Source organism: Marinobacter koreensis (assembly GCF_023156285.1).
Classification (GTDB): Bacteria; Pseudomonadota; Gammaproteobacteria; order Pseudomonadales; family Oleiphilaceae; genus Marinobacter; species Marinobacter koreensis.
In genome coordinates, this window is record NZ_JAKZAJ010000001.1 from 651686 (window position 1) to 664234 (window position 12549).

A 12549-nucleotide genomic window follows, 5' to 3' on the forward strand; every position below is an offset into this window, starting at 1 on the left:
GTCTCTCAGTTCTGAACCTGACCAATTTCACCTAAGGTCAATTTCTCAATACCATGAAGATAGCTAAGATTCCAGGCGCGATTTTCAGAGCTTGTGGTGGATAGCATAGTGAGGAGTCTATCCCTCATTTTCTCAACCCTTCTTTGCGCCTGCTCATGCTCAATCGGATTGTGAATCCAGATGATTGCGGTGGCAATTAATTCTAGTTCTGAATCGAAGGAAAATCCCCCGGTTTCATCGAAACGCATGAAGTTACAATAATCGGTTAGCTCAGCAAGATCACCTTCACTTTTGAGATATAGTTTGGGCTGTCCAAGTATTACAGAATCGGTGTTCGTGTTGGTTCCTCCAAATGGAAATGTTCCTATTGCGAAATGGCAACGGGATAATTTTTCCATGTATGCGCTATAAGCACACGGAGCATGTATCGTAAACCCTTCTCCGAATATTTCGAAAAGTTTTCGCTCGAATGCAAGTGGCTTGAATGCCCTTTGGTGTGCAGGGAAGAAATGAAATTCGATAGATTTGTCAGAGTTATCCCTCAAAAGCTTGCAAGCGTGGAGGACTCGGTCGCTTACTTTCATCAAAGAGCTATTGATCGCAATCTTAATGCTCTCTGTTGATGGTTTGATCGAAGGTGAGCGGATTGATAGATCCGTATTCGCGTGTAATTCGATGTCATTTCCCAAATCTATTTCGAACTCTATAACCTTCTCTTTACACATTGATTGATAGTCAGGGCCGGGAAGCCAGCCAACCAAGAAACCGTAATCGATAGTCTCCATAAATGCTGAGGCAGGGTGACCATAACCCATTACTTGAATTGGCGCTAATCGAAAATTTGCGAGCTGTACCGTCCAGATGTTCATGCCCAGTGAGAGGTAAATGATTATATCAGGTCGATAATCATTCACCTGATTTGCCAACTTTTTTAGATCTTTAGGGTTGCTCTCGACGTAGACACAGTGGTGGGCATCTTTCTTGCTAATATCATCAACGTCGTTTTCGTTAACAAAGAAACAAACTTGGTAATTTTTCTTAAGCTCTGCGATATGAGAATGAAAGCAGCGATACACAGCATGTTCCGACCGATACCGCTCAAGCATAATGGCGATTTTGGGATTCTTGTTGATAGTTCCAGGGCGGCGAGTACTAAGATTTGGCAACGACGCTTTAATTAAACGATTAATTTTGATTTTTATTGCATGTCGATCTGGGATATCCCAATAAGAGCAGCCCATCCAAATATTGATGAGCATAACTTTGCAAATTGATATATCCAGATTTTCAGGCAAAGTAAGAAATTGGTCGTATACTTCTCTGAAGTTCGAGAATCCGCGTTCGGTTTGAATTTGCTCGAATTGGTACAGTGCTGCAGTCAGGGTGAGCATCAAGTACTGTGGTACTTGGCTCTGGAGTACATCGAATGGCATACGGATTTGACTATTTATCGTCCAGCACACAAGCAGAAAAAGCACATCCGAATCATTTTTTAAAGTGAGACCAGTTTCTGGGCTCCAAAGGTCTCGATATAAGAGGATGTGATCCATGCTTCCGAAATCGGACAAATAGAAAATGTCAGTCAAATGAGTTTTGTAAAGGAGTAACTTGTATAGCTCACTTTGGTTGAGCGTAAGTGAGGGAGAGCATAAGAATGCCGTAATTACCGTTGCTATTCTTTGTACTGAGTTTTGATTCTCGAAAAATGAAGCCGATATGTCTAGTGGGGGAATGCCTGAAGTCTGCTTTTCATTACTGAGTTTTTGTCCACCTAGAACGATTTTTCCACGTTCAATTCCATCAAGTAACTCAAAAAGCTCTTTTTTGAGCGCTTCTTCGTTTTTTGTAAACATTTTTTTTTCTAGAGAAAAAATCGACACTGCGCTGTGAACCTCAAAGCTGACAAGGCGGGTGGGTGCATGCCACCCGCAAAGACTAGATTATCCCTGTAATAGCTGCAAGACCTGCTGCGGACGGGCATTTGCCTGCGCAAGTATCGAGAGCCCTGCCTGCTGAAGTACCTGAGTTCGTGCCAGCTCAGCCGTTTCTGCGGCAAAATCAGCATCCTGAATCCGCGATCGTGCAGCACTGAGATTTTCTGATGTCGTGCTCAGATTGGCAATTGTGGACTCGAAACGAGATTGAACTGCGCCCAAGTCTGCACGAATCCCGTTTACAACCGCAAGAGCCCCGTCTATCACAGATATTGCAGCGCCTGCACCTTCAATCGTGCTGATATCTATGGATGCCACCGTAAGTTTTTGTGAGCCCACCGGGGTATCGGCAGCGACATCGAATATGGATTTATCAGTAGCGTTATTTTCTGCATCAGAGGACACCGTATAAGCATCTGAGGAAGAGAAATCCACTACGCCTGTCACTACAAGAGAGTCTTTGCTGGTATCGTTACCAAGAAGATCAGTAGATGTTCCGCTTCCCTCTGCGCCTGAAACCGTTAAGTTCCCCGGTCCGCTGTGGCTGAAGTTGTCGATTTGGATGTCGTCGCCGCCATCTTGTGTCAAATTGATGGTTCCACCATCAACTTCTGCGTTAATTCCCGTTTTGCCAGCGGCCCGATTGATGACGGTTGCGAGTTCGCTCAGGTCTTCGGGGTCGTTGACGGTTGCTGTGATTCGAGAGGACTCTCCTGATGGAGTTATCAAGTCGAATGAGATTGTTCCTGCTGTGTCCGTGGTGATCTCGGCAGTTGTACGCGCAGTAGCTGAAACCCCTGTAGCTTCTGATCTTTTGTTCACTTCTGCGGCGATTTCCCTTGCACTTGACCCGGCATCAATCTGAAAGGTTTCCTGTCCCAAAGCACTTGCGACTGTCAAGTTTTGCGTGCCCACAGGATGGTTGGCTTGAGCTACGGTGAGGTTAGATTCTGCAGTTGAGGGAGAGCCCGCTCCAACATTATCGACCGAGCTGGCCTTCTGGATCTGATAATTGCCGAGATCCTGGTTTGTCGCACCGGTTACAGACACAGAGATCGTCTGGTTCTCGTTAGCACCAACCTGAAAGCTCTGCGCCTGGAACGAGCCATCAAGAAGCTTGAGGCCATTGAATTCCGTGGTCTCTGCAATTCGCTGGAGCTCTTGTTTAAGCTGGTTTACTTCTGACTGAAGGGCAGCTCGGTCGGATGCTGAGTTAGTGGAGTTTGCCGACTGAATGGATAATTCCCGGATTCGTTGTAAAACTTGTCCCGATTCGTCGAGCGCTCCTTCTGCCGTCTGGGCCAGGGAGATACCATCATTCGCATTGCGTTGGGCCTGGTTAAGACCTCTGATTTGCGAGGTGAATCTCTCAGAAATTGCCAGGCCAGCCGCATCATCCTTTGCTGAATTGATTCGTAAACCTGAGGAAAGTCTCTGTAGCGCTGTGTCGGCATCCCTCTGAGAGGCGTTCAAGTTACGCTGCGCATTCAGTGATGCAATATTCGTATTGATAATTTGTGGCATGGTTTTTCTCCCTGCTCAGCTGAGCGGTACTCGGGCGGAAAAAACATCAGGCACAAGCACCGGCAAAAAGTTGTTCGTTTGCCAGTGCTAACGCGAAGCCTGTGCCACAAAAATAAAAAAACAATGAAAACAGTCTGGTAAGTAATTTTTTGGTCAGTTTCGTTCTGGTTGGTCCGATCCCGCATGCCGGTATTCCGGCAGAAATAGGGCAGCAAATTGCCGCTTTTACAATCGTTAACAAATTATTGGTAATTTTTTCTAAAGCTTGTTTGGGGAGCGCCGTTAAGGGGTGTAACAGGGCGGCGCTCCTAACCCAAAAAACGGGCGCCAGACCTTTTCCATGAAATGACGACATCAGTCGAAGGAGAAGCATAATGGCTCTCGGTATTAACACCAACGTCGCGTCTCTGTCTGCGCAGAACAACCTGAACAAGTCCCAGTCACTGTCTGACCAGGCCCTGGAGCGTCTGTCTTCCGGTCTGCGTATCAACTCTGCGAAAGACGATGCGGCTGGTCTGGCAATTTCCTCACGCTTTGATTCCCAGATCCGCGGTCTGAACGTTGCCCAGCGCAACGCCAATGACGGCATTTCCCTGGCACAGACCGCTGAAGGCGCTCTCGGGCAGGCGGGTGATCTTCTGCAGCGTATTCGTGAGCTGTCTGTCCAGTCCGCGAATGACACCAACTCTGCCTCTGACCGGAAGTCTTTGCAGGCGGAAGTGACGCAGCTTCAGGCCGAACTGAATCGTGTTGCAGATACTACCAACTTCAATGGTCGCACGCTTCTGGATGGTAATTTTACAAACGCTCAGTTCCAGGTTGGTGCCAATGCAAATCAAACAATTAACGTGACCCTCGGTAGCGCACGCGCTACCGATATTGGTAACTACACCGCCGACTCTTCAAGCGGAAGTGCCACTGCGAATCTTACTGCGGCCGCTGCTACAGTTCCCGCCGACAATGGCATCGCCAAGGGGAATTTAACAGTATCAGGGAATGGAGAAACTCTGAAAGCGGAATATGATGTCAATGCGACGGCGAAGGACATCGCCGCATCGGTGAATGAGTTGAGTGGTAAGACCGGTGTTACAGCGGATGCTGAGACAAACGCTACACTGTCGAACATGACCACCGGCACAATCTCGTTTGACTTGACCGGCGAGAATACGGACGCGGTAAGCATTTCTGCAACCATTGATAGCAATGACTACAGCTCCCTTGTTTCCGCGATTAACGATGCGTCTGCGACCACTGGTATAACTGCCAAGCTGGATGATAGCGGAAGTGTCTTGCTCAATAGCAGCGCGGGCGATGATATCGTAATTGAGAACTCTACTGGCGTCATTGATGTGACAACCACTGACGGCACCAATACTGATACAGCGAAACTCACAAGTACTGACACCGGAACAAGAGTGACAGGGGAGCTCAGTTTCAGCTCTAGTTCGGCATTCAGTATTACGGGAAGCGATGCGCTGGTTGTTAATAATGCATCCCCGGTCAGCGGGAAGCTCCAAAGCGTCGCTGAAATTGATATTGGTGATGCGGCTGGTGCGAACAAGGCGATTGAAACCATAGACGCTGCTTTGACTTCAATCAACAGCCAGCGCGCTGACCTCGGTGCAATCCAGAACCGCTTCAGTTCAACCATCGACGCGATTGCCACCACTTCCGAGAACCTCTCTGCCGCGCAGAGCAGGATCCTGGACGCAGACTTTGCGGCTGAAACCGCCAAGCTGTCCAAGTCCCAGGTTCTCCAGCAGGCTGGCATCTCTGTCCTGGCGCAGGCGAACGCTCGTCCGCAGCAGGTTCTGTCCCTCCTGCAGTAATCGGGACGCAGGTGGAAGTCGGGATCTCCGGATCCCGATTTTCCGCCGTCTGAGGATAGCGAGGTAAGCTATGAATGACGTTAACCTGAATAGCGCAGATCTGAAGCTGATAAGCTCCAATGGTCGGGCGCAGGCTAGGGCACTGTCGTCATCTCAGGGCGAAGGCAGGAATGCCTCCGACCTTGCTCCTTCATCCACTGGCAAGCCGGGCGAAATGTCGCTGGGGCCGCAAAAGAAGCAGGTTTCCGAAGCTCAAAAGCTTGAGAAGCGTGCGGAGTTGCAGCGGGACCAGCTTGATGATGCGGTGTCGCAGCTCAACGACTACGTCCAGAATGTCCAGCGGGATCTGCAGTTTGAGGTCGATAACGAGCGGGGTGAAACCATCGTTCGTGTTGTTGATCAGCAAACCCAGGAAGTGATTCGGCAGATTCCGGATGAGGTGGCATTGAGGTTGGCAGAGAATTTGCAGCAGGAAGAACCGCTGTCGTTGTTCAATATCAAGGTTTAGGCAATGCCGCCAGGCTTGTGAGAACAGCGGGATAACAGTACCGTCGCATCCGAAAGGGTCCGACGGTGTTCTGCTTTGAAGCCCTGGTTATAGAAAAGAACGGTTACAAATTAATCGGTATAGAGGGCAAAGTTTTGCCGCCGGTTGCCGTTAACTAGAATAGACTGATTGAACGCTCCCCTGAGGAGGAAGGAAATGGCAGGTATATCTTCACTTGGTATCGGATCCGGCGTCCTGAGCTCGGATCTTGTTGACCAGTTGGTGGCTGCCGAGAAAAAGCCGACATCGCAGCGTCTGGATTTCAACCAGAAGCGAACCGAAGCGCTGATCTCGGCTTATGGCAAACTGAAAAGTGCCATTACTGACCTCCGCCTGCCGATGCGTCAGCTCAGCTCCCCGGACAATCTCAAAGCGTTTTCAGGGAGTTCGTCAAACGATGGCGTGAGCGTTTCTGTTGATTCCAAAAAAGCGAGCCAGGGGACCTATACAGTCCAGGTAGACAGCCTGGCCCAGGCTCAGTCGCTGGCATCCGGTACCTTCCAGGATCGTGACACGACGGCTATTGGCAGTGGCACGCTCACCCTGAATGTGGGTGGGGAGACCGCCAATATCACCATCGATTCCTCCAACAACACGTTGCAGGGAATTGCGGCGGCAATCAATGATGCCGGCATTGGTGCGAGTGCCGGGGTGATCGATACCGGTAGCGGCTATCGGTTGGTTTTCTCAGCAAATGAAACCGGTGTGGAAAACGCCGTTTCCGTCTCTGTCAGCGACAGCGACGGGAATAACACCGACGCGACAGGACTCTCGCAGTTTGCGTTTGATGGCACGACCAACAATCTGACGGAGACCGTCGCCGCCAAGGATGCGGTTGTTCAGGTTAACGGTATCTCCATCAGCCGGCCGACCAACAGCATTGACAATGTGATTGATGGCGTCTCGCTTGACGTGACACAGGAAGGTATCACGTCAACGGTGAAGGTGACGCAGGATTTCAACAAGGTTGCGGACCGCGTCGGAAGCTTCGTTGACAGCTTCAACGCGCTGCAGCAGACCATCAAGGGCCTTGCAGGTTACAACGCTGAAACGGGTCAGGGCGGGATCCTCTCCGGTGATTCAACCGTTCGTGGAATCCAGAACCAGCTGCGGCAGATCATCGGACGGGTGGTTCCGGGAATGGAAAATGCCTCGGTACGGACCCTGGCCGACGTGGGCATTTCCACGAATTACGAAACCGGTGGCCTGGATTTCGATAAGCAGAAGTTCATTGGAAAGCTGAAAGCCAACCCGAACGACGTAACGGCGTTGTTTGCGGAGCAGGGTCGTACTTCCGATGATCAGATCGAGTTCCTGCGAAGTGGTGTGAATACAGAGCCGGGGGAATATTCGGTCAATATCAGCCAGGTGGCCACTCAAGGTGCCTACACCGGTACCAATGTGGGCACGGGCAGTGTCACCATCGATGCGAACAACGATCAGTTTTCCTTGCTCGTCGATGGGGAAACATCCGTGTCGGTACAGCTCACGGCTGGAACCTATACCCGTGACGGCCTCGCCGCCGAGATCCAGAATCAGCTTAATGCCAGTTCGGCCCTTGCCGCCAGCGGAAAATCGGTGATCGCAGAGTTTGATGCTACCTCCGGTGCGATCAAATTCACGTCGGACAGCTACGGTAGCAACTCGAACGTAAACGTGACCTCCGTGGATACCAACACCCAGGCACAGTTGGGCCTCTCTGTCGCTTCTGGCACCGCTGGCGTTGACGTGGCGGGAACCATCAATGGCCAGCGTGCAACCGGAGAAGGTCAAAACCTGTTTGTAGAGGGCGCCGGTGGTGCAGCGGGTATCGAAGTTCGCGTAAATGGTGGTACCACAGGAAACCGGGGCAAGATCGAATTCATTCAGGGTGTTGGTGAGCGTACGGTCGATCTGATCACCAACGTTGTCGGATCAGATGGTTCTATTTCGGCAAAGACCGAGGGCTTGCGCAAGGATCTGGATCGTATCGCGGAAGACCGTGCACGACTGGATTCGCGGATTGCGTCCTATCGTGAGCGTCTGGTTGCGCAATTTACAGCCGCCGATTCACTGATTTCCCAGCTCAACAGCACCCAGGATTACGTCAGCCAGCAGCTCGCAGCCCTGGCTCCACAGAACAACCAAAAGAACTGATCCGGTGAACGGACAGTTCGAGTGTCGAAAAGAGGTTTGATATGAACGGTTTGCAGGCATACCAGCGCGTAAACACCCAAACCAGCATCACCGATGCGGATCCTCACAAGTTGATCCAACTCCTGTACAACGGGGCGATTGAGCGGATCAACATGGCCAAGGCACGCATGCAGGCGAAGGATTACGCGGGTAAGGCCCAGCTTCTGAACAAGGCCATCGAGATCATTGGCGGCTTGCGCTCTTTCCTCGATTTCGAGAGGGGCGGAGACCTGGCAGCGCGCCTTGAAGGTCTGTATGACTACATGGAGCGTACCCTTCTGGAAGGCAGCGCCAAAAACGATGTCGCCAAGCTTGATGAAGTTCTGGAACTGCTCCGCTCCATCAAGGAGGGCTGGGACGGCATCCGCGAAGAAGTGGTCTCTCAGCAACAAGCGGTCGGCTGAGTTCCAACAAAACACCTATCCGAAGCCGCCCTCGCACGGAGGGCAGGCTTTGGTGTGGTTGCCCTCCCAATAGCCAATCCCCCGTCACTCCCGTACAATAGCGCCCTTATTTTCAACACATCCATTCTGTTCAGTCTGGAGCAAGGGCATGTCTGATATCAAAAAGGTGGTGCTGGCCTATTCCGGTGGCCTGGATACTTCCGTAATCGTTCGGTGGTTGCAGGATACCTATAACTGCGAGGTGGTGACCTTCACCGCTGACATCGGCCAGGGCGAGGAAGTCGAGCCGGCGCGCGCAAAGGCCGAGGCGCTGGGCGTCAAGGAAATCTATATCGAGGATCTGCGCGACGAGTTCGTTCGCGATTACGTCTTCCCGATGTTCCGTGCAAACACCATCTACGAAGGTGAGTACCTGCTGGGTACCTCCATTGCCCGCCCGCTGATTGCCAAGCGACTGGTGGAGATTGCCAACGAAACCGGCGCGGATGCCATTTCTCACGGCGCCACCGGTAAGGGTAATGATCAGGTCCGTTTCGAGCTGGGCGCCTATGCACTCAAGCCGGGTGTGAAGGTGATTGCGCCCTGGCGTGAGTGGGATCTGAACTCCCGGGAAAAGCTGCTGGCCTACTGCGACGAGCGTGACATCCCGGTGGAGAAGAAGAAGGGCAAGTCGCCTTACTCCATGGACGCCAACCTGCTGCACATTTCCTATGAGGGCATCAACCTCGAGGATCCCTGGGCGGAAGCCGAGGAAGATATGTGGCGCTGGAGTGTTTCCCCGGAGGCCGCTCCGGACAAGCCGACTTACGTTGAGCTGACCTACCGCAAGGGCGACATCGTGGCCATCAATGGCCAGGAGATGAAGCCGCACGAAGTTCTGGAAACTCTGAACAAGCTGGCGGGTGAGAATGGTATTGGTCGTCTGGACATCGTCGAGAACCGCTATGTGGGCATGAAGTCTCGCGGCTGTTACGAGACCCCGGGCGGAACCATCATGCTGCGCGCCCATCGCGCCATTGAGTCCATCACCCTGGACCGTGAAGTCGCGCACCTGAAAGACAGTCTCATGCCGCGCTATGCCGAGGTGATCTACAACGGTTACTGGTGGTCACCGGAGCGGGAAGCCCTGCAGGCGCTGATTGATCAGACCCAGGAATACGTGAACGGTACGGTTCGTCTGAAGCTCTACAAGGGCAACGTCGATGTGGCCGGTCGGAAGTCTGACGATTCTCTGTTCGATGAGAAGATCGCCACCTTCGAGGAAGATCAGGGTGCCTATGACCAGAAGGATGCGGAAGGCTTCATCAAGCTGAACGCTCTGCGTTTGCGGATCGCCGCTGGTAAGGGCCGCAAGCTTTAAGGCATGAACATGGGGTCAGATGAACTTTTCATCTGACCCCATTTTTATCCCCCACGAAACTCCCCCGGCGTTTTCCCCGTCACCGCTTTGAACTTCCGGTGAAACGATGTCGTTTCGCTGTATCCCAGTCTCAACGCAATATCCGGAATGGCCAGTTCGCTGTTCCGCAGATAGTCCTCTGCCATGGTCTGCCGCACGTCGTCGAGGAGTTGCTGGTAAGACACGCCCTCCTGGCTCAGCTTTCGTTGCAGGGTGCGACGTGTCATGCCCAGGTCTTCTGCCACCATGTCCTGTCGGGTAATGCCTTGCATCAGTTGCTGCTGAATGCTGTGTCGAACTTTCGAAGGGAGGTCGTCGCCGGTTTCCAGAGAGGCCAATTGACTGAGCGCATGGGCTTCCAGGGTTTTCCGGAGCAGGGGGTCCGGCTGTCGGAGGCGGGTTTCAAGGAGATCCTTTTTGAGGGTGACACTGTCCTGATCGGAGGAAAACTGTACCGGGCAGTGCCATCGTTCCTCATAGGCCCGTTCAAGATCCGGGCCCGGGGAAGGGCGCCGCAGTTTTACCAGGCTCGGTGACGCCTCCTGATTGTCCGCGAGCCAGCGGGCGTAGTTCACCCAGGAGGCAAACACGTTATCCACCAGTTGCGGCCGAACGACAGGGTCGTTGTAGTTGCAGTTCCAGGTCAGTTTGATGTCGTCGCCTTTCATGGCGAGGCTGGTGGTGCCCATGTCTCCAACGAGTTTTTCGAACGGCGCAATGCGTGCCACGGCTTCGCCCAGGGTTGCGCAGCTCATGGTGATGTAGCCAAGCACGCTGTAGGAGCCGGGTTGAACGAAGTCGCCTGTTTCCAGACCCAGGATCGGGTTGCCGGTTTGTTCGCACAATAAACGGATAAAGTACTGGAACTGCTCGCCGTTAATGCGGCCGTCGTCGGTGTCCAGGATGTTCTGGTCCAGTTCGGCTTGGTCGAAAAGGCGATTGATGTCCATGCCGGCCGAATCGGCAGCACGAATGTATTGGCGAAGGGCAGCAACGGAGGCGGTTCCGAGAGTTTTCATTATGGCAGAGATTTTTTGGAAGTTGTCAGTACCTGACTATACCTGAATGGACAGAAGAACTGGTGTCGAAAATAGAAGAAAGAGTGTAGGTTGACACCTAACCGACTCAGCGCCGCGTTTTGCCTATGATTCCGACCAAAGCATCTCTTCCTGGGGGCTAAACTGCAGGAGGTCAGTGCACAGGGGATATGACTTGCTCCCGCATCTAATCTGAATACTCTCCAGTGATGAACATTAATACGATGAGAAAGGAGTGGAGCGTTGAGCGCAGGTCAGAGTCGTCGAGGCAGTTGTCGTGATAATGCGGTTGTAGAGTGAATCTTTCTTCTAATAAATAGAGAAAAAATGTAACAGAAGATCCACTGGATTGAGTAACATTAAGTCCCAATAACTTCAACTCGATCGAGATGCTCAAAAATTGAGCCCGATGCCACGGAAACATAGCGGGTAGTCCGACGTCGACAATGTTATACCGTATTTTATTCAGCGATCAGGCGTCTAGGTGTTCGCGGGCTTGTCATTAGACATGATAAAATGACTAGAAGATAAGTTCCCGTGTCGCTACAACTGGCTCACCTTTAGAGGGTATTATCAAATGTTCGATAACTCTGTTTTCCACGTCGGAATGCCAAGAACATCGACTACTTGGCATCAAAATCAACTGTTTCCTGTTATGAAAAACGTCAATTTTTGTGGTCGGAGGGGTATGAGTAATGTCTATGACCCTTCGTCAGCAAGACAGCAAAGTGTCGACTCTCGCGCTCTACATGATCTTTTTTGGACATATTTGAACAGGGCTAACTTGAGAGAATGGGAAGACTTTAAAAAGAAGTGTGGAAAAATTCTAGACGAAAATAAGAATAACATCCTAAGTCAGGAATTGGTCTTATTCCCGGAGTTTGGCAATGTCTCATTGGAGGAGCGTATAAGACGTATCTCAGAGATTCTTCCGAAAATAAGGATCTACATCACTATAAGGCGACAGATAGATTACCTTAAATCAGTACACTCTACTTCATTGAAGGGTTTGGGTAACCCTATGTCGCAAAAACAATATATTGAAATGTTCGCTTTACCCCTACAAATTGGATTTCAAGGGGTTTTGGACTATGAGTACATCATCTCGTTATTTCGTGATCGTGGACACGAGTGCCACATTATACCATATGAATTGATTTTGGATGATAAGGCGGAATTTTTATCACGTGTAAACAAATTTTTTAAACAGCATATTAAGGTGTCTGAAATTGACTTTGAGCCAAAGCATGCCAGTGATTCACTTGATGAGTCTAAAATTAGGAGTATAATTAACATTAACAATAGGCATTTCTTCGGATCCGGGCTGGGTTCTGTACCAATTGCTGAATCGATACTTCATTTGGTAGCTAAAGATAGCGCAACTTTCAAGAAGTGGCTTAATGAAATTGAGATAAGTGGTGCGGTATGGAACTCGGTGAAAATTGACATCAAGATAAGAGAAAACCTAGCGCAGTCTTTTAGGAAGACGTTTGCTCAAAATGAATGGGAGTCTCCCCCAGAGCTCGACGCAAGAATAATGTCTTTGTATCGCGAAAGTAATGAAAAACTAGATAGAGTTTTTGACTTGGATTTGAAGAAATATGGCTACTACTAGACGCTTGGATTCCTTGCTTTTTGTGAATCCAGAAAAGCTTAAATACGATATGTGTTTTTACAATCGTGCAGAAGGCTGAAGAAGC

The 12549-nt window shown here is 50.8% G+C and carries 10 protein-coding genes; 6 read left to right on the forward strand and 4 right to left on the reverse strand.

The window, feature by feature from the left end:
- Positions 1–5: 5 nt before the first annotated feature.
- From MLD04_RS03085 to MLD04_RS03095, 3 genes are read right to left on the reverse strand one after another with little or no spacing between them, the layout of a single operon-like run.
- The gene (locus tag MLD04_RS03085; protein ID WP_345799599.1) at positions 6–1880 is read right to left on the reverse strand and encodes a hypothetical protein; all 1875 of its coding nucleotides are present in this window, start codon (positions 1878–1880) and stop codon (positions 6–8) included.
- 60 nt (positions 1881–1940) lie between these two features.
- Positions 1941–3458 carry a flagellin N-terminal helical domain-containing protein gene (locus MLD04_RS03090; protein WP_248154667.1) on the reverse strand — a complete coding sequence of 506 codons (1518 nt, stop codon included), beginning with the start codon at positions 3456–3458 and terminating at the stop codon, positions 1941–1943.
- 46 nt (positions 3459–3504) lie between these two features.
- Entirely contained in the window at positions 3505–3831 is a 327-nt protein-coding gene (locus MLD04_RS03095; protein ID WP_248154669.1) for a hypothetical protein, read from the reverse strand.
- A 1-nt stretch (position 3832) separates the two neighbouring features.
- Between MLD04_RS03095 and MLD04_RS03100 the strand changes: the two genes are divergently transcribed.
- The 5 genes from MLD04_RS03100 (at position 3833) to MLD04_RS03120 (ending at position 9773) form a co-directional block, all read left to right on the forward strand.
- On the forward strand, positions 3833–5287 hold the full coding sequence (locus MLD04_RS03100; protein ID WP_248154671.1) for a flagellin N-terminal helical domain-containing protein: 1455 nt from the start codon (positions 3833–3835) through the stop codon (positions 5285–5287).
- 70 nt (positions 5288–5357) lie between these two features.
- Positions 5358–5795, forward strand: coding sequence for a flagellar protein FlaG (locus tag MLD04_RS03105; RefSeq protein ID WP_248154673.1), 438 nt, complete (start codon positions 5358–5360; stop codon positions 5793–5795).
- Between the two features lie 195 nt (positions 5796–5990).
- The gene (gene fliD, locus MLD04_RS03110; protein WP_248154675.1) at positions 5991–7970 is read left to right on the forward strand and encodes a flagellar filament capping protein FliD; all 1980 of its coding nucleotides are present in this window, start codon (positions 5991–5993) and stop codon (positions 7968–7970) included.
- A gap of 41 nt (positions 7971–8011) precedes the next feature.
- Entirely contained in the window at positions 8012–8413 is a 402-nt protein-coding gene (gene fliS / locus MLD04_RS03115) for a flagellar export chaperone FliS (RefSeq protein ID WP_248154677.1), read from the forward strand.
- Between the two features lie 148 nt (positions 8414–8561).
- Positions 8562–9773, forward strand: coding sequence for an argininosuccinate synthase (locus MLD04_RS03120; RefSeq protein WP_248154679.1), 1212 nt, complete (start codon positions 8562–8564; stop codon positions 9771–9773).
- Positions 9774–9817: 44 nt separating this feature from the next.
- Here MLD04_RS03120 and MLD04_RS03125 read toward each other — a convergent pair whose 3' ends face one another.
- Positions 9818–10831, reverse strand: coding sequence for an AraC family transcriptional regulator (locus MLD04_RS03125; protein ID WP_248154681.1), 1014 nt, complete (start codon positions 10829–10831; stop codon positions 9818–9820).
- 706 nt (positions 10832–11537) lie between these two features.
- On the opposite strand from MLD04_RS03125, the gene MLD04_RS03130 reads away from it, so the two are divergent.
- Positions 11538–12464: a hypothetical protein gene (locus tag MLD04_RS03130; RefSeq protein WP_248154683.1), complete on the forward strand. Its 927-nt coding sequence runs from the start codon at positions 11538–11540 to the stop codon at positions 12462–12464.
- The last annotated feature ends 85 nt before the right edge of the window (positions 12465–12549 follow it).